This window comes from Xanthomonas sp. NCPPB 2250, from assembly GCF_056725265.1.
Window position 1 is genome coordinate 2,359,048 of record NZ_CM161520.1, and the last position, 19,806, is coordinate 2,378,853.

Sequence of the window (19,806 nt, forward strand, 5' to 3'; positions counted from 1 at the left end):
CCACATGGGCACCCAGAGCGAACGGCAACCTCAGACATATCGCGCTCGCCCCGAGCCAGGGCAGCTCGTCGAGGTGCGCCGTCGTCAATGGGTGGTGGCCGAGGTCGATGCCGCCGGGCTGGAAGCCGCCGTGCCCCAGCACTGCGTGACGCTCTCGTCGATCGACGAGGACGGTCTCGGCGAAGAACTGGAAGTCGTCTGGGAAATTGAGCCGGGCGCTCAGGTCATTGAGCGCGCCGGCCTGCCTTCGGTCACCGGGCAGGACGATTCGGGCATGCTCGAAGCCTTCCTTGATGCCGTGCGGTGGGGCGCAGCCACCAATGCCGACCGGGGATTTCTCCAAGCGCCGTTTCGTAGCGGCGTCAGTATCGAAGACTTCCAGCTCGACCCGCTGGTGCGCGCCATCGACATGGCTCGCGTCAACCTGCTCATCGCCGACGACGTCGGCCTCGGCAAGACTATCGAAGCAGGTCTGGTCATTCAGGAATTGCTGCTGCGGCATCGCGCGCGCACCGTGCTGATCGTCTGCCCCGCGTCACTTCAGGAGAAGTGGCGCATTGAGATGCTCGAGAAGTTCGGCCTCGACTTCCGCGTGGTGGATACGGACTACATTAAACGGTTGCGGCGCGAGCGCGGCATCCACGCCAATCCGTGGACATCACATCCGCGCCTCATCACGTCGATGGACTGGGCCAAGGGCGGCGAGGGCTTGCGCGCCATGCGCGACGTGATCCCGCCGCACGTCGGCCATCCGCGCAAGTTCGACCTACTGGTCGTGGACGAAGCGCACAACGTCGCGCCCGCCGCAGGCGTGCATTACGCGCTAGAGAGCCAGCGCACGCGCTTCGTCCGCACCATCGGCCCACACTTTCAGCATCGTCTGTTCCTTACCGCGACGCCGCACAACGGCTACACCGAGTCGTTCACCTCGTTGCTAGAACTGCTCGACGACCAGCGTTTCGCGCGCAATATCCTCCCCGACGAAAAGCGCCTGAGTCAGGTGATGATCCGTCGCCTGAAGAGCGATCTGGTCGATGCGGACGGCAATCCCTTGTACGCCCGGCGCACCTTGCAGGCGCTCGAAGTCCCTTACACAGCGCAAGAGCGCGAGATTCACCGCAAGCTCGACGACTACTGCGCCAGCCGCGAAAAGGATGCCGAGAAAGCGGGCAGCGGCTTCGGCACGGCCTTCGTGAACCGGCTCCTCAAGAAGCGTCTGCTCTCGTCGCCAGCGGCGTTCGCGTCCACGCTCGAAAAGCACGTCGCGTCGCTGTCCGAAGCACGCCCCGCCAAGCCGGACGCAATGACCGAGCGCATCCTGCACAAGGCCATCCTGAAGGCCGACGAGGACTACGCCGACGACAGCGAGGTCGAGAACGCCCAAGCCGAAGCCATCGAAGAAGCCACGCGCCGCGCGATGCCTCTGACCCCGGAGCAACGGGCGATGCTGGACGACTTGCGTGGTTGGGCGCAGCGCGCCCGAAATCAGGCCGACTCCAAGGCCCAAGCCATCCTCGACTGGCTCACGGCCAATCTCAAACCCGACGGCGAGTGGAACGGGCGCCGGGTGATCCTGTTCACCGAATACCGCACCACGCACCAGTGGATGCAACAAATCCTCGCCAGCCACGGCTTCGGCGGCGAGCGTCTCGGTTTACTCCACGGCGGCCTCTCCCAAGAAGAGCGTGAACCCATTAAGGCGGCGTTCCAAGCCTCGCCGCAGGATTCGTCCGTGCGCATCCTGCTGGCCACCGACGCAGCGTCCGAAGGCATCGACTTGCAGAGCCACTGCAATCGGCTCATCCACCTGGAGATTCCCTACAACCCCAACGTGATGGAGCAGCGCAACGGGCGTATCGACCGCCACGGGCAGCGCGAGAAGGAAGTGCTGATCTGGCATCCGGTCGATGGCGGTGGTGCGAACGGCGCATCGGTCGGTGGCCACGGTGAGGACATCCTGCGCGCCTTGCGGAAACTGGACTCGATGCGCGCCGACATGGGCAGCGTCAATCCGGTCATCGCACCGCAGATGTCCGGCCTCATCGAAGGCTCGCTGAAAGATTTGGACATCCGCATGGCCGAGGCGCGGATCGCCCGCGCCAAGAACTTCGTTCGCGCCGAACGCGAGTTGAAAGAGCGCGTCGCCAAGCTGCACGAGCGCCTGCTCACCACCAGGCAGGATTTCCACCTCACGCCTGACCACGTCCTGATGGCCGTGAAGACCGGCCTCGCGTTGGCGGGCCGTCCGCCGCTGGAACCCGTCGAATTGGCGGGCGCACCTTCGGGCGGCGTCTTCCGGATGCCCGCGCTGTCCGGCTCGTGGGCGCGCTGTCTGGAAGGGCTGCGCCATCCGCACACACAGAAGATTCGTCCCATCACCTTCGACCACGCCGTCGCCAGTGGCCGCGACGACGTCGTGCTCGTCCACCTGAACCACCGCTTGGTGCAGATGTGCCTGCGCCTGTTGCGCGCCGAGATCTGGGCGCAAGACGACGTGAAGAAGCTGCACCGCGTAACCGTCCGCACCGTGCCGGATGCGCAGATCGACGGGCCCGCCGTGGTCGTCGTCTCGCGGCTGGTCATCACCGGAGGCAACCACCACCGGCTACACGAAGAACTCACGGTATCGGGCGGCTACCTGCGCGACCAATCCTTCCGCCGGGAAGAAGGCGTCACCCGTGTCCAGCAATGGCTGGATGAATCGAAGCCGATCACGGCCGTCTCGTCGCTGTTCGACGCGCTGCGTGTCCGCTTCGACCGTCAGCAGGAAGCCGTCCTGAAAGCCGTGAGTGCCCGCTCAAAGGAGCGCCTCCGCTACCTGACCGACACGCTCCATACCCGCAAGCAGCAGGAAATCGACGACATCGGTAGCGTGCTCGACGAACTGGAGCAGGCTGTCCAGTCCGAATTAAAGAAGGGCGAACAGCCCGAACAGCTCGCGCTGTTCACCGAGGATGAACGCACGCAACTGCGGCGCGACATCGCCGCGCTCGAAGCGCGCCTCGCGCGTATCCCCGACGAGCGCGAGATGGAAACGCAGGCCATCGAAACCCGCTACGCTAGGCTCGACGACCGCACCTTCCCGGTCGCGGTGATGTTCGTGGTGCCTGAATCCGCATCGGGGGTGGCGAAATGATGACTTGGCAGGAGTATCAGGAGGCCGTCGCCGAGTTCTACGAACAAATCGACGACTTCGGTAACGTCAGAAGAAACGTCATGGTTCCGGACAAGATTACCGGCCAGCCACGGCAAATCGACGTGCTCGTCGAAATTGAGGTCAAGGGGCACTCACTCAGGATGGTCGTCGATGCGAAGTTTCATGCCACCCCAATTGATGTAAGAGAGGTCGAATCAGTCCTCGCCCTCGCAGAGGCAGTTGGTGCTCACAAATCCATCGTCGTTGCAGCGAATGGATGGACGGTGCCCGCTAAAAGGAAAGCAGACCACGTCGGATGTGGCCTAGAGCTTCTGTCGGTGGAAGAAGCTCTTGATCTGATTGTTCCGGACAAATGGAAGATGTGCCCAGCCTGTGGCGTGGACTGCATCGTTCTAGATCAAGACGGCGCAGTTCCACTTAATGGCTTGTTTTTCTGGTGGCTGGCAGGGCAGTGTCGAGGATGCAAATGCGCTCGTATCCATTGCCAGGAGTGTGGTTTGAAAACGTATATCGACCTCCATGCCTCCGTGGTTTGCGGATGTGGACATCGCTGGTCGAGCACCGATGACGGCGTCGCCATCACATTTTTCGTGGAAGAGCCCGAATAGTGATGCATATCCAACACCACGACTGGCTCTCGCTCATCGAGATTTCCGGCCCGTTCCTCGCCGTCCCCGTCTTGAAAGAAGCCTTCCCGCAAGGGCTGGAAGAACTCAATGCAGCCAAGCGCAAGCGGCTGCGCCAAGCCTACGACGAATGGCGCGAGGCGCTGGAAACCGACGATCCTCGCTTCGCCGATCTGCACACAGCATGGACCGACGAAGTCTTGTCGCGTGGGCTGGAACTCGACGAGGACGGTCGCGGCGACGTGCTCAAGCGCAAGGACTGGTGCGCAACGCACTTGACCGTCGCGCTGCCCGAGCACGCGGTGAGCCTCACGCCGGACTTCGCCGTCGTCGGCAACGGCGACCAGCCGCTGATGCTCGTCTACGCCTACGGGCAGGACGTCGATCTCGATGCCACGCAGAAGCTGGACGGCTGGACCAGCACGGCGACGGAACGCATGGTCAGGTTGTGCCGCGCCACAGGCTGTCGTCTCGGACTGGTGACCAACGGCGAACGCTGGATGCTGGTCGATGCGCCTGTGGGCGCGGTCACTACCTTCGCCAGTTGGTATGCGCGCATCTGGGCACAGGAACCCGTCACCCTCCAAGCCTTCGTCCATCTGCTGGGCATTCGGCGTTTCTTCGTGGATGAGTCCGAACGGCTGCCCGCGCTGTTCGATCGCTCGCTGAAATTCCAGGACGAAGTGACCGACGCTTTGGGCGAGCAAGTGCGGCGCGCGGTCGAAGTGCTGATCCAGGCGCTCGACAAGGCCGATCAAGACCGTGAGCGCGAATTGCTGCACGGCGTGAAGGAAGCTGAACTCTACGAAGCCGCGCTGACGGTGATGATGCGGCTGGTCTTCCTGCTTTCCGCCGAAGAACGCGGCCTGCTGCTATTGGGCGATGAACGCTACGAGGCGAATTACGCGCTCTCGACCTTGCGGATGCAGTTGCGCGCAGAATCCGACGAGATTCTGGAACGGCGCTGGGACGCGTGGTCGCGCTTGCTGGCCGTCTTCCGCGCCGTGTATGGCGGCATTGAGCACGAAAACCTGCGCCTGCCCGCACTGGGCGGTTCCTTGTTCGATCCGGATCGCTTCCCCTTCCTTGAAGGCCGCGCGAAAGGTTCCGGTTGGCGCACCGATGTTGCCAAGCCGCTGCCGATCGACAACCGTACCGTGTTGCTGCTGCTCGAAGCCATCCAGCAATTCCAAGGGCGCACGCTGTCGTATCGGGCGCTGGACGTAGAGCAGATCGGCTACGTCTATGAGGGCTTGCTGGAGCGCACCGTCAAGCGCACCGCCGAGGTTACGGTGGAAATCGACTCCACCAAGAGTGCGCAGTCACCGTGGGTCACACTGGCCGAACTCGAATCCGCGCGGCTGGATGGTGCCGCTCGCTTGGCTGAACTGCTACAGCAGCGTTCGGGTAGTTCGGCCAGCCGCGTGCGCAACGATCTGGCCCGCCCCGTGGAGGATGCGCTCGCCGATCGCTTGTTGACGGCTTGCCACGGTAATACTGAGTTGCGCAACCGTATCAAGCCCTTCGGCCATCTGGTGCGCACCGACCCTTGGGGTTACCCGCTGGTCTATCCTGCCGGAGCCTTCATCGTCACCACCGGCTCTGACCGGCGCGAGACCGGCACCCACTACACGCCGAAGTCGCTGACCGAAACCATCGTCGCCGAGACGTTCACGCCCATCACCTATGTCGGCCCGGCACAGGGCACGTCGCGGGCGGAGTGGGTGCTGAAATCGCCCGCCGAACTGCTCGACCTAAAGATATGCGACCCGGCGATGGGTTCGGGCGCATTCCTCGTGCAAGCCTGCCGGTGGCTGGGCGACCGGCTGGTGGAGGCGTGGGGGCTGGCCGAGGCGCAGGGGCACACGGTCGGAATCGACGGGCAGGTGGTGGCAGCCGACGCCAACGTCGAGCTACTGCCACGCGACATGGAGGCGCGCACGATCGTCGCGCGCTGCCTCATTGCCGAACGCTGTCTATACGGTGTCGATTTGAACCCGCTGGCGGTCGAACTGGCCAAGCTCTCCATCTGGCTGGTCACGCTGGCCAAGGGCCGTCCCTTCGGCTTCCTCGATCACAACCTGCGCTGCGGTGATAGCCTGCTCGGCATCCACCGGCTGGATCAGCTCACCCAGCTGTCGCTGAACCCCACCGGGCAAGGCCAGCTACGTCTGTTCGGCCAGAACGTCGAGCAGGCCGTGCGCGACGCCATCGAACTGCGCTCGCGTCTGCGCGAGATGCCGATCCGCGACATCCGTGACGTGGAAGCGATGGCGCATCTGGACGCCGACGCGCGCCGCAGGCTAGAAGTACCAGAAAGCATCGCCGATGCGTTCATCGGGGAGTTCTTAGCTTCGGGCGGCAACGCAAGCGCAATCGAATGTGCGACCACGATGCTGACCATCCAAGCCGGTCAGGCAGCATCTGGCGACCGTAATGCCCTTGATGTCATCATGAAGCGGGCACGGGAAACCTTGAGCGTCGCTCTGCCGCCGGGCAAGCTCATCCGCGACCCGTTCCATTGGCCGCTGGAGTTCCCCGAAGTTTTCGCCAGAACATCGCCCGGGTTCGATGCTTTTGTCGGCAATCCGCCATTTCTCGGCAATCGCCTGTGGAAAGGCGCGCTGGGCGAGAAGTTGCAGTGGCAGTGCCAGATGGTGCTCGGCGCGTCGCCGGGCAAGATCGACCTGTGCGTCGTTTTCCATCGGCGGGCAGTCGATCTGCTCCGTGCCAATGGCTGTTACGGGATGCTGGCAACAAGCAACATAGCCGAAGGTAGCGCGGTCGAAGTCGGCCTCGGCGTCATTGTCCAGAATGGAAGCATCTACTTTGCGCGGAAAGGAATGCCGTGGCCGGGTTCGGCGGCGGTCGTCGTCGCCATAGTCGGCTTCCTCAAGGGGGAGTGGCAGGCCGACTGCGATGCCGATGGTCGAAGCTGCGAGCGCATCGGGCCGAGGCTGGAGCCGGAAGCGGTCGACGTTTGGATGCCGCAGGCGCTTCCTGATGCTCCCTTCGCCTTTGAGGGCGTGAACAACAGCAAAGGCCTGGCCTTCGTCATCACTTCGGAAAGCCCGTGGTTCAACCGGCTCAAGAATGAACCAGGCAGCCTGTTGAGGCCCTACATCACGGGCGACGACATCACCAGTTCGGCGCTGAACCGCATCGAACGCTGGGCACTCGACATCGCCGATTTAGGCCTGGACGAAGTTCACCGTCGTTGGCCCGTGGCACATCGCTTCATCGTCGAGGAAGTGCTGCCGACCCGCACGGTCGCGGCACTCAAGAGCTACAAGGGGCTGATCGATCGCTGGTGGCAGTTCTGGAATCACCGGGCCGATTTGATGCGCAGGCTACGGCGTCAAGATCGATTCATTGCATTTTCAAAGGTCACGAAATACCCCTTCAGTGTTCTCGCGCCATCTGGCTGGATCTACACAAATAAGGTTCTCTTGATCGGTTTGGAAAGACCTGATCTATATCCAATTTGCTTGAGTTCCCTGTTTCGGAACTGGGTGTATGCGTACTCTGTTCGCAGCTTGGGGGGCGACACAAATACGCTCACCATCTCTATTCGGGAGGCCGTGTCAACGTATCCCCTCCCAGCGAATAGCGTATCGCAGACGGGTGTCGGAGCGGCGATGCAATTCAACCGTCTTGCGGTCGAGTTCAGCGCGGCACATGACTGTGGTCTTACCGATGTGATGAACGCCGTCCATTCGCCAGACAACGCGGATGCGACGATCGCCGAACTGCGGCACCTGCTGTTCGTTATCGACGCCGAAGTCGCCGCTGCCTATGGCTGGGACGATGTGGATTTGACCTACGACTTCCGTGAGTTCGGTGGTGGTCCCGCAAACGACAAACGGCGCTGGGAACTGCCCATCGACGTTACAACGATGCTCCAGGACAGGCTCGTAGCACTCAACCGCGAACTCTTCGAGGTGGCCGTCACCTCCAACGGTAGCGGACGCACAGCGTCGCGCGCGCGTCGTCCTGCCAGCGCCGAACATTTGCAGTCCTCGCTCGACCTCGAAGCATGAGCAGCTACTCCAATGAATACCCGTCGCCAACGGAGAACCCGTCCATGACTAAACCCAGCACAGACCTGGCTCAGGCCAGTCCGACGAAACAGTTCTTCGTTTCGATGCTCACGCGCGACATCAGCCTTGCCGATGCGATCCTCGACCTACTCGACAACTGCCTCGATGGTGCGATGCGTCTGGCGAACGGCGATGCAGTCGATTACGCCCAGCATTTCGTGAAGATCGAGATCGCCGAGGATCACTTTCTGATCGCCGACAACTGTGGCGGCATCCCGCGTGAGGTCGCCAAGAACTACGCCTTCAAGATGGGGCGTGAGCCGGATGACGATCGCGATTCGGATGCTGAAACCATCGGCATGTACGGCGTCGGTATGAAGCGCGCAATCTTCAAAATGGGGCGCAATGCGCTGGTGCGCACGCGCCACGGAGACGACACGTTCGAGGTGCCGATCACCTCACAATGGCTGGATGCCAAGAACTGGGACCCGCTGCCCATCAACGAGCCGACCGAAGCCAACGAACGACTGGCCGAGCCGGGCACCGAGATCAAGGTCACTGACCTCTACGAAGGCGTCTCGCGGCATTTCGCCAACGAAGCCTTTGAGAACGAGGTGCGCACCGCGATCGCGGAGCACTTCACCATGTTCATCCAGTGGGGCTTGAAGGTGGAACTCAACGGCAAGCCTGTGGAGTCCGTTCGCGTCGAGGTGCTCGTTTCGACGGACGAGGATCGCCCCGGCCCCTACGTTTTCCAGAAGACGATCGACGACGTGCTCGTCTCGATCACCGTCGGCCTGAACACCGGGAAGAGTCTGGGCGACGATGAGGAGGACGACGCGGGCTTCGAGCGTGATCGTTCATCGGCGACCGCAGGCTGGACGGTGCTCTGCAACGATCGCGCGGTCATCGTGGGCGACAAGGGCCGACTGACGGGCTGGGGCGACGGCATCCCGCTCTACCACCCGCAATTCGCCATCATCACCGGCATCATCGAGTTCCGCTCCAAACATGCCGACAAGCTGCCAGTCACGACGACGAAGCGCGCACTCGATACCTCGTCGAACGTGTGGCTGGAATCCCTCGTGAAGATGAAGGAGGGTATGCGCATCTGGATTTCGTACACGAACCAGTGGAAGAACCATCCGCGCGCCGACCAGTCGAGCCATTGGGAAACCGCCAAGCCCATGCCATTGAGTCGGGCCATCGAAGCTGTCGCTACGCGCAGGGCCACGAAAAAGGTGGGAGGCGTCATCGAGTTCAACCCCCAGAAGGAAAAGGTCTTGCCGCTGCCCGAGGACAAGAAGCCCTCGTCCAGAAAAGTCGTATTCTCCCGTCCTGCCGAGGAAGTGCGGCTCGTGTCGAAGATGCTGTTTGACGACCCGGACGAAAAACCCGGTATCGTCGGCGACAAGTGCTTCGAGATGCAGCTCACGAAGGCCAAAAAGCAGGGGGACTGAACGATGAGCGCAGGTTCTTCTCTGCCGTACCGCTTGCGGCCCAACAAGGCCGTGGATCGGGAATTATTCCTGTCATTGCTGATGCGGCTGGCTCCGGAACTCGCACTGGAAAGGTATCACTACGTCGGACTCGGCGGCCCTTTCCTCGAAGACTTCCGGCTGATCCACGGTAGGCTCGGCATTGAGAAGATGACGTGCATCGAGACGGAAGAACAGGTGCATAAGCGCCAACTTTTCAACCGCCCGATCGCTTCGATCGAGTGTGTCCACAAGAGTCTCGAAGACTACCTGGACGAAACCAATCTTGATTCCCCCGCCATCATCTGGTTCGACTACACGGAACCCAAAGGCGTCACCTCGCAAATCGAGAGGTTCGCGCGCACCATTGGCACCGTGCCGATCGGCAGCATTTTGCGGATTACGCTGAATGCAAATCCCAGCTCTCTTGGCAGGCCAGGCGGAAATCTTTCAGAAGCAGAGCTTATGGAGTGGCGGCTTCAGGCATTCCAAAGGCGACTCGGTGCGCTTTTCCCGAATGGACTAATTGCAGACGGGATGAAGCAGGAGAACTTCGGGAAATGCCTGCTACATGCGCTCAAGCTGGCAGTTGAAAAGGAAGCTCTCAGTTTCAGAGATCGCCGCATCGTCTGGGCACTGGCCACGCACTACGCCGACGGGCAGGCGATGGTGACGGCGGCCCTCGTGGTCTGCCGGCGCGACGACAAGACTGTCGAGGAAGTGGTGAAGGCATGGGAGTTCCATGCGACGGCCGATGCACCGCACCGGATCGATTTGCCTGCGCTCTCGACGCTGGAGCGGCTGACGATGGAATCGAACGACGACGCCCAGGCCAAGATGGGTTTTGAGTTGCCGACGTCAAACATGGGCGAAAACCCGTTCGAGGTTTTCAAGAAGTTCTATCGCATCTACCCGCATTTCTCGCGGGTGGAGCTTTAGCCTGTAACCATCAAGGTGGCTCGCAGCATGACGACAACACCCAGCGCATGGATCGCCGTCGATCACGGTCTCGGCACCGATCGCGGGCTCGCGCCCTACACCCTGGCCTTGAAGGGCGATCGTTCCCTGTATCAGGCCATTGCCGAGAACGATTGGGTGCTCGTGCTGAACCCTGCCGGGGAGATCATCCGCGCCGGGCGCGTGCTTCGGTTTCGTTCCGACCTCGAAACCACCACGATCTTCTTCGACCGGCTGTCCGTCGCCGATGCCCCGATGCCGGTCGCCGGTGTTTCGCTGATATCGCCGTCGTCGGGGAACGTCGGGCGCATCCAGTGGGACGAGTTCGTCTCCACCTTGTCCGCAGCGCTGCATCAGACCGTCGGCGGCGTGCCTCCGGTCGAGGATCGGGCCTACATCCGAGAACTGCTGCAACTGGCCGTGGTGGACGATCTGCTCGGCCCGGCGGGTGGGCCACACGAACGCATCGTGGACATGAGCGTGCGCGACCGGTATCTGGTCGGCAAGCTGGCACCGCGTGAGGATGTCCAAGGCGGCATCGAAGGTCTGGAAGGCCCGCTGGCGGAGGACGAGAGCGAGGAGCCCACCGACCCCATCGTGCCCGGCCAGCACGAACCCGGTGCCGAATTCGGCACGGCGACGGGGCGGGTGGAACCCGAATCGGATGCCTCCGACGAAATCGATGCTGCCAGCAATCAGTCACTGGTGCCAAGCAGCTTCGGCATGACCTTTTGTATCGATGGCGACGCCGAGCGCATTGAGGTCGAGGCGCGTTGGGGCTGCTACGAGCGAGTTCCAAATGGGGAACACGAGCTGACGCGGCCCAATGGGCAGAAGGCCAAGGTCTGGCAGCGCATCCCCTGCGGCGGGAAGCTGATGCTGCCGCTCACCGAAGGTGTGATCCCCCATCAGGCACCGGACGCGAACCGCCCGGCGGTGCGAATTCAGGGTTCCGTCCGTGCCAAGAACACCAACGGCGACCGCTTGGTGACACTGTTCCTGATCAACGCGCAGGAAGAACCCGACACCAATCGCGACACGGCATGGCTGTTCCAGCCAGAGCTGATCGTGCGCGCGGAAGCGGAGGCATCCAAGCGCGCCATCTTCCGCCGCCGCCCCGTGCTGGATGTGGACGGCATGGACACCGAACGCGAATCGCTGGAGATGATCTACCGCAACCGCGTGGAGTTTGCGGTCGGTCATGGCGTCGCCGTACACGCCCAAACGGCGGACGACGTGACGCTGGCCATCGAGGTGCGCACCACCGTGCTGCCGCAGTACGAAGTACAGGTCACGGAGACGCCGGGCCTCGACTCGGCCGACCGTCCGGCGATGAAGGAGATGGTGGCGAGCGGTCTGCTCGACATGCAAGGCCTCGCCTCGCTGGGCGTCACCGAGTTGGTCGATGCCCTGAACTTGCTGACCAAGGATTACGCGGCGTGGATCGCCGAACAGCGCAAGCGCATAGGTGAGGATGTGGTCGGATATGACGCACAGGCCGCGCAGGCGTTGGATCGCTGTCAGGAAATCCAATCGCGCTTGCAGCAGGCCATCGACACGCTGAAGAACGACGAAAAAGCGCTGGCAGCCTTCCGTTTTGCCAACCGAGCGATGGCAATCCAGCGCGTGCGCAGCCTGTACGCGCTCGAAGTGCGGCGCGGGCGTGACGTGACGGTCGATCAATTCGACCTGCCGAAGAATCGGAGCTGGCGCCCGTTCCAGTTGGCGTTCCTGTTGCTGTCGATCCCGTCGCTGGCCGACCCCATGCACCCGGATCGCGTCCAGCCAATGGAAGCCCATGCCGACCTGCTGTGGTTCCCCACCGGCGGCGGCAAGACGGAAGCTTATCTGGGTGTGGCGGCATTCACGATGGCGATCCGCCGCCTGCAAGGCAAGCTTGGCGGCTACGATGGCTCACGCGGACTGGCCGTCATCATGCGCTACACGTTGCGCCTGCTGACCTTGCAGCAGTTCCAACGCGCTACCGCGCTGATATGCGCGATGGAAAAACTTCGGCGAGATGCTCTCGTTCAAGGTGATGAGTCGCTCGGCAAGGTTCCTTTCACCATCGGCCTTTGGGTCGGCAACAAGGTGACGCCGGGCACGACCGAAGAAAGTCACCGCGCCATCCAAGATTTACGTGATTCGGGAAAGAATAAGGCAGGACGAACTTCGCCCCTTCAGCTCACCAGTTGTCCGTGGTGCGGCTCTACGATCGACCCCGGAAAAGATGTCGTCGTCGACAAGGACCGCGGCAGAACGATCGTGTACTGTGGTGACAAGAAAAGCAGTTGCACGTTTTCTCGTGGCAGGTCGAGCAGTTCGCCATATCCAGGCATTCCGGTGCTGACAGTGGACGTGGAGATCTACCACCGTCCGCCGACGATGATGATCGCCACCGTGGACAAGTTCGCCATGATGGCTTGGCGCGGTCAGGTACGAACTCTGTTCGGTCGCGTGAATCAGGAATGCGAGCGTCATGGCCTGTTGTGGCCTGAGTGCGATTGCACGGGCAATCACACCGCGTCGAAAACTTCGCCAGCGGTCAAGGTCAAGAACGTCGCACGAATCCGTCCGCCCGATCTGATCATCCAAGACGAGTTCCACCTCATCAGCGGCCCGTTGGGTACGATGGTTGGCTTGTACGAATCCGCCGTCGATGAACTGTCCGGCTGGACGCTCAATGGCAAGACGGTCAAGCCCAAGATCGTCGCCTCCACGGCGACGGTGCGCAAAGCCAAGGAACAGGTGAACAACGTGTTCATGCGGCGCGTTTCGGTGTTCCCGCCGCATGGCTTGGACGTGGAGGACAACTACTTTTCGGTGCAGCGCCCGATTGAGGAGCGGCCCGGACGGCGCTATCTGGGCGTGTGCTCGCCCGGCAGTTCGCGCCCCGCGATGCTGATCCGCGTCTATACCGCCTTCCTCACCGCCGCCCAGTCCCTGTTCGACCGTTTCGGCGAACCCGCCGATCCGTACATGACGATGGTCGGCTACTTCAATTCGCTGCGCGAGCTGGGCGGGATGCGGCGCTTGGCAGAGGACGACGTGCAGACACGTTCCTACCGCGTGCAGATGAGCATGGTCGAACGGCCCGCGCTCGCGCAACGCAGCGTCAACAACATCCGCGAGCTGACCTCGCGCGTCTCCAGTCAGGACATCCCGAAGTACCTCGACGATCTGGAGGTCAAATTCAAGGTCGCGCTTGATGCGGCCACCGGGAAGTACGTGACGAAATGGAACCAGGGTGATACCCGCGCGATCGACGTGGTGCTGGCGACCAACATGCTGTCGGTGGGCGTGGACGTGAATCGCTTGGGCCTGATGGCGGTGAACGGTCAGCCCAAGGACACAGCGGAATACATCCAGGCCACCAGCCGCGTGGGCCGTTCCTTCCCCGGCTTGGTCTGCACGGTGCTCACATGGGCGCGTCCGCGCGATCTCTCGCACTACGAGACCTTCGAACACTACCACGCGACCTTCTACAAGCATGTGGAGGCGCAGTCGGTGACGCCGTTCTCACCACGCGCGATGGATCGCGGCCTGACCGGAGCGCTGCTCGCCCTGATGCGTCTGGGAAACGACGCCTTCAGCCCGAACGAGGGGGCGAGCGTGTTGGACAAATCCGACAAGCCGGAGATCACCGAAGCCATCGACGTGCTGGTACGGCGGGCTTGGAACGTCAGCGAGACGACCACCATCAAGCATCTGGCCGAGCGTGAACTGAAGGAACGTGCGGACGAATGGGCCAAGGCAGTGAGCGTTCCCGGTCGCACGTTGGCTTACGAAAAGCGAGGTGCGCAGGCCGCGACGATGTTCGGGCTGGTCAAGTCACCGGGCATCCATGCGTGGGACAACTGGACGGTGCCGATGTCGATGCGCGAAGTGGAGCCGGGCGTGCGCCTGATCATGAACACGGGACACATCTCGGACGACCAAGGGTGGAAGCCGCGTCCGGTGCCAAAGGACGAGTACTGACCATGACCACCAATAGAACACCCGTCGGGGAAGTCCGCCCCAGTCAACTACTCTGGACATATGGGCCGGGCGCGCTGATCGATTTGCCGAGCCTCTCGGTGGTGACACTGGGCATCGACCAGTGGGAGAAGGACCGCTGTCAGCCCATTGGTGAGCCGCGCCTGCTCGCCGCCGTCCGTAAGGTTCTCGGTGCGCAGGTGGAGAGCCTGCGCATGCCGCCGTTCCAGAAGAGCGAACTCGTCGATCCGTGGTCGGCGGAGTCTAACATCGGTGTTCCCGTGCGTCCGTTCCCGCGCTGGATGCGCTGTGTGAAGTGTGGCCTGCTGTCGCCCTTCGACGCGGGGCTGTTCGAGATCAAGGAAAACCGCTTCCGCCCGGAGCGCACCCGCTTCGTCCACAAGGCATGCCGAGGTTCCAGGGGCGACCAGCCCGCGAAGGACGCCGACGCCGTTCCAGCGCGTTTCCTCTTGGCCTGCCGCGATGGCCACCTCGATGACTTCCCGTGGCACTACTTCGTTCACGGTGGGAACAGCTCGTGCAAAGGAACGTTGCGCTTCTTCGAGAGTGGCGCTTCTTTGCAGACGGAGAACCTATGGGTGAAGTGCGATGCCTGCGGCGCGTCGCGCAGCATGGCGCACGCCTTCGGCAAGGCTGGGAAGGAAAACCTGCCGAGCTGCCGGGGCAGGCATCCACACCTTGATCACTTCGACGAGGAGTGCGACGAGGAGGCGCGTGCCGTTCTTCTGGGTTCAACCAACAGTTGGTTCCCGATCACGCTTTCGGCGCTCGCCATCCCGCAGGCTAGTGACCCGCTTGGTCAACTGATTCAGGATGGGTGGGAGTTCTTCGACGATCTGGATTCCGAGGCTGCCGTTGCGGTGACGGTGAAGACGTTGAAGAAGGCCGGAGCCTTGCCGGGAATCGACAAGTACCCGGCATCGTACATCTGGGCGGTCATCGAAGCCCACCGCAACGGCGGCGGGCAAGAGGTCGTCGTCGAGGCCGACATCAAGGGGCCAGAATGGGAAGTGCTGACGGCGACCAACCCGCCTGCCGACTACCCGCACTTCATGAGCAAGAAGGTGGGCACACCAACGGACTTCGAGAAACGTATCGCCAGAGTGCTGCTGCTGGAGCGGCTGCGCGAAGTCAATGCTTTGTTGGGCTTCACCCGCGTGGAAGCGCCCGAAGAGACGAGCGATCCGAACGAGCGCCCGCAGATGGCGGGCCTCGCGCGCCGCAAGCCCGATTGGGTGCCCGCGAACCAGGTTCATGGCGAAGGCATTTTCATCCAGTTCGATGAAGCGGCGCTGCGGACGTGGGAGGCGCAGGCTGGCGTCAAGCGAGTGGATGGAATGCTCGAAGGCGGGCATCGTGGATGGCGCAATTCGCGCCACCTCGATCCGAACGATGGCTACCCTGGTATCCGGTATGCCATGCTCCATACCCTGTCGCACCTGCTCATCCGCGAACTGGCGCTGGAATGCGGCTACAACGCGGCGAGCGTTCGCGAACGCATCTACGCCGACGTTTCGGGTGCGAATCCACAAGCAGGCATCCTCATCTACACGGCGGCTGCCGATTCCGATGGGACGCTGGGCGGCCTCGTCGATCTCGGCAAGCCTGAAAACCTCGGTCGGTTGCTTCGGCAGGCGCTGAACCGGTCGAAGATCTGCTCGTCCGATCCACTCTGCTCGGAACACGATCCGGCCAAAGACCGCTCATTGCACGCGGCGGCCTGTCATGCGTGCAGCTTGGTCGCCGAGACTTCCTGCGAACGGGGCAATCGTTACCTCGACAGATCGTTGCTGGTGCAGACCCTCGACCGAGGGGATGCCGCGTTCTTCACGGGGCTGTGACATGGAAAGGCTGCTGGAAGCCGTCACAGCCGTGGTCTGTCTCGTTTCGCCGGAGAAGGTTCGAGCACTGGCGGGCAGGATTCGGAAGATTGAGGACGTGAAGGCGAGCGTCTTCCTGTCGGATGTCGTCAGTACGGCCACGGCAAGAGCCGTCGTCGATCGGCTCGTTGATGCGTGGCGGGCCACGTCGGTCGGTTCCGACGAGTTGGCCTTGATGCTGCTCGCCGCGGGCCATGCATTCGAGAACGTGTCGAGGCACCAGTCCACCGAACTCGTGTGGACGGGACCGACGACGCCATTCGTCTCCGCACGTCGAACGGAGCAAGCGCTCCTGCAAGTCATCAATGCTGCCAAGCAAACTCTGTTCGTCACGAGCTTCGTGGCCTATGACGTCTCGACAATCGTGAAGGCATTGAACGAAGCAAGCACCCGGGGCGTGGACATCTCCATGCTCCTCGAAGCGTCCCAAGATCATGGCGGCAGAATCTCGTTCGATGCGATCGGCAAGATGGGGTCCCTCGTGCCCAATGCTCATCTCTATACGTGGCGGGATCAAGGCGAAATATTTTCTGAGGGACGAGTACATGCCAAGGTGGCTGTGGCCGATCGACACACTTGCTTTATTACCAGCGCAAACCTGACGGGATTTGCCATGGACAGGAACATGGAGGCAGGACTACTGCTTTCTGGAGGGAATATTCCGCAGATGCTGGAGGAGCATCTGCGCGCATTGGTCTCCATGAAGATCGTTTCCCGGGTATGAAAGACTCAGTACGCCTCCTTCAGGATGCCATTGAGGGCGAACGGTATGTCCTGCGGGGCTACCAGAAACCTTCGGAGGCATTGTCCTTCGAGACTCTGCGTGCCATTGATTACGTCTTCTGTCGAGAGCTGATTCCAGAGTTAAAGGAGTTGGAAGAATCAGAGCGACGGATGGAGAGCGTCCGCAAGTATTCAATCAATGCAGCCTTGAAGCGAGTCCTGCCATCCGAGCTGAAGGCAGATGCTCCCCGACTTTTCACCTCCAATGCCAGCACTGCGGAGCAAACGGACGAGTTTCTGTGGCGGATGGGCTGCCTGACGATGGCTGAGAGACAACTGACTCTACTGCGCTCGGGGGCGCTGAAAGGCGAGGTCGACAAGCGCAAGTTGAAGGGAATGACGCTACTTGTCTTGTCGATACAAGACAACACAGCCTACCGAGAACAGATTGGGTTTCAAGGGTTGAACTGGCTCAGTGACATGACGGTGGCGGAGGATCGCTCCAAGGAGGTCGCCTTGGAGCATCGCCACATGGAAATAATCCCCCGCTTGACCGATTATCTTCGTGGTAGCCCGTCGTCTGAGAACCTACCTTTTGACGGCGTCGATGACTACTTCAAGGAATGGGCAGTCCTGTATCTGAGAAGGATGTCTTTCAGGGATATGCTGGCAGACGACGACCGCTTTGGAGGTCGCGCCTATTCGGCGTATGTGGCTGTTCTCGAAGCGCTCTCAGCTATGTCGCAGCAGAGGCTTTGCTATGCCGGACTGCTGAACGCTGATGATCCACGCATTGGAATCAGGAATCTTTTGACTGGCGGAGCACTTCATGAAGAACTGATTGAAGGGGTAGCCAATTTTCTTGATGCATCCCGGCAAGAAGTGTCAGAGCTTTTGGATCACCTGACGTTGAGCCCTGAGAACGCCAAGGACCATCTGGAGCGCGGAACACAAACACTCGCTCCGGCTGTCCGGACGAGCCAGCAATTGGTGGCGCTCCCAATGTACGGTCTGGAGCTAAACCCATTTCTATTTCTCTGGACAGAGCTGCGCAGGCGGTATGAGAAGGACTGGTTCGATGCTGCCAATCGACGAGAAGGCAGATGGGTTGCCGAACTGCGTGCACAGTTCCCAGCGCCACACTGGCACTGCCTTGATGGTGTCAAGCTGAAGCGGGATGGTAAGGCGGTCACAGACATTGATTTCGTCGCTTACGACACTCGCTGCAGCAGCGTCATTCTCTTCCAGCTCAAGTGGCAGCAGCCATTCGTGGGTGATGACAGAGTGCGTCGGAACAATGCGAGTAGCCTGGTCGTTGACAGCAACAGGTGGATCACTGATGTCGTGGGCTGGATGGAGGTGGCGGGAGTCAATGGCTTGAAGGAGCGCCTCGCGATCAAAACCGATGTTGCTCTCTCCATTCACCTCATTGTGCTAGGGCGGTACCATGCCCATTTCACCTCCGCAAATGGCCATGATTCTCGGGCTGTCTGGTGTGACTGGGGCAACTTCCTACGTGAGCGAACTCAGCGACCCAGCGATTCAGCCGATGAGTTCGTGGCATTTCTTGGGAAATCGGTGGAGCGGGTGACAGCCGAGGTGGAGCCAGAATCGTTTTTTATTCCTCTCGGTGAAATTCTGATGCTCGTCAATCCAACGCGCATACCTTCGATGAACTCATAGTCTTTGAGGTCAAGCCTTGATGAGCTTCCCATACCACCAGATAGCTTGGGGAGTTAAGATGGATGGCGATTGACAATGAAGTCGAAAGAGTCGTCACCCCGTAAATCGCTCCATCTTCCGCGCCGGCAAAAGATGTGCGCTTCTGACGGTAAAAGCGACGGTAAGACCCCATGTCGATCCCAGCCATTCCCTTTAACCACGCGGGTTTGGACGGCTTGTTGATGATCGAGTGGGAGTGAGCGTTACCGCAGGAGTCGGAACCGACTGATGCGTCAGTCAACCGGCCCGACCTGATGGCCGATCGAACGGTTCTCGATCCAACAGACAGTCGATGAATGCACCGAGCAGCGCCGGTCGATGCTGCCGGTTCGGGTAATAGAGGAACAGGCCAGGGCGCGAGATCGTCCAGTCCGACAGGACCTGGACCAGCCGTCCCTGGGCCAAAAGCTCGCCCACGCCATCGCGCTCGAAGTGGTAGGCGATGCCTAGTCCATTCAGTGCCGCGGCAATGCCGATGTCGGCATGATTGGTGACGATGGGGCCGTCCACCGCCACTTCGTGGCGTTGCCCGCGTTTCTTGAACTCCCACCGATATTGCCGGCCGTCCATCTGGAGCCGCCAGTTGATGCACGCATGCTCATGCAACTCGGCCGGTGATTGGGGTGTTCCGCGACGCGCAAGATAGTCCGGTGACGCCACCGCAACCATCTTCAAGTCCGGCGTGAGGCGGACGGCGACCATGTCTTTTTCGAGCTGCCCGCCCACGCGGATGCCAGCGTCGAAGCGGCCGACGACGATGTCCGCCAACGCGTCGTCGACCACGATGTCGAGCACCACCTCGGGGTGTGCTTGATGAAAGCGGGAGAGCCTGGGCGCAATGATGGTTCTCGCGGCGATTCCCAGCGTGTTGATGCGAAGCGTGCCTTTCATCTGGCCTGTCGCCTCACTGGCTTCAGCGACCGCAGCGGCCATCTCGCGGAACAACGGAGCGATGCGCCCGTAGAGCAGTTCGCCACTGGCCGATGGCGCCACGCTGCGCGTTGTGCGATTCAACAGGCGCGCGCCGATGCGCCCTTCGAGCTGCCGGATGGTCTGGCTGAGTGCCGACGGCGACAGGCCGAGCTGCTCTGCGGCACGGGCAAAGCTCCGGCGCTCCACCACCGCCACGAAGGCCTTCAGTTCGGCGAAGTCGGATCCACGCATTATGTGGCGATTCCTACATAACCCATCCGGATTCTAAGGCATTCACTGAACTCAAGGCGGCGC

The 19,806-nt window shown here is 61.5% G+C and carries 10 protein-coding genes; 9 read left to right on the top strand and 1 reads right to left on the bottom strand.

The window, feature by feature from the left end:
• The first annotated feature begins 4 nt into the window (after positions 1–4).
• From drmD to AC1PMG_RS09975, 9 genes are read left to right on the top strand one after another with little or no spacing between them, the layout of a single operon-like run.
• Positions 5–3,136 carry a DISARM system SNF2-like helicase DrmD gene (gene drmD, locus AC1PMG_RS09935; protein ID WP_481111491.1) on the top strand — a complete coding sequence of 1,044 codons (3,132 nt, stop codon included), beginning with the start codon at positions 5–7 and terminating at the stop codon, positions 3,134–3,136.
• Complete coding sequence (locus AC1PMG_RS09940) at positions 3,133–3,765, top strand: restriction endonuclease (protein WP_481111492.1); 633 nt, start codon at positions 3,133–3,135, stop codon at positions 3,763–3,765. Before drmD ends, AC1PMG_RS09940 begins: the two co-directional genes overlap by 4 nt.
• 2 nt (positions 3,766–3,767) lie before the next feature.
• The gene (locus tag AC1PMG_RS09945; protein ID WP_481111493.1) at positions 3,768–7,823 is read left to right on the top strand and encodes an Eco57I restriction-modification methylase domain-containing protein; all 4,056 of its coding nucleotides are present in this window, start codon (positions 3,768–3,770) and stop codon (positions 7,821–7,823) included.
• Positions 7,820–9,283 carry an ATP-binding protein gene (locus tag AC1PMG_RS09950; protein WP_481111494.1) on the top strand — a complete coding sequence of 488 codons (1,464 nt, stop codon included), beginning with the start codon at positions 7,820–7,822 and terminating at the stop codon, positions 9,281–9,283. The genes AC1PMG_RS09945 and AC1PMG_RS09950 overlap by 4 nt, the downstream gene beginning before the upstream one ends.
• A 3-nt stretch (positions 9,284–9,286) precedes the next feature.
• Positions 9,287–10,240: an O-methyltransferase gene (locus tag AC1PMG_RS09955; protein ID WP_481111495.1), complete on the top strand. Its 954-nt coding sequence runs from the start codon at positions 9,287–9,289 to the stop codon at positions 10,238–10,240.
• A gap of 27 nt (positions 10,241–10,267) precedes the next feature.
• Entirely contained in the window at positions 10,268–14,236 is a 3,969-nt protein-coding gene (gene drmA / locus AC1PMG_RS09960; RefSeq protein WP_481111496.1) for a DISARM system helicase DrmA, read from the top strand.
• A gap of 2 nt (positions 14,237–14,238) precedes the next feature.
• Positions 14,239–16,095, top strand: a complete 1,857-nt coding sequence (drmB, locus tag AC1PMG_RS09965; RefSeq protein ID WP_481111497.1) for a DrmB family protein — start codon at positions 14,239–14,241, stop codon at positions 16,093–16,095.
• Position 16,096: 1 nt separating this feature from the next.
• A complete protein-coding gene (gene drmC, locus AC1PMG_RS09970) occupies positions 16,097–16,858 on the top strand; it encodes a DISARM system phospholipase D-like protein DrmC (protein WP_481111498.1) in 762 nt (253 codons plus the stop codon).
• Positions 16,855–18,540 carry a hypothetical protein gene (locus AC1PMG_RS09975; protein WP_481111499.1) on the top strand — a complete coding sequence of 562 codons (1,686 nt, stop codon included), beginning with the start codon at positions 16,855–16,857 and terminating at the stop codon, positions 18,538–18,540. The genes drmC and AC1PMG_RS09975 overlap by 4 nt, the downstream gene beginning before the upstream one ends.
• Before the next feature lie 276 nt (positions 18,541–18,816).
• Here the strand turns inward: AC1PMG_RS09975 and AC1PMG_RS09980 are convergent, their stop codons facing one another.
• A complete protein-coding gene (locus tag AC1PMG_RS09980; RefSeq protein WP_481111500.1) occupies positions 18,817–19,743 on the bottom strand; it encodes a LysR family transcriptional regulator in 927 nt (308 codons plus the stop codon).
• Positions 19,744–19,806: the final 63 nt, after the last annotated feature.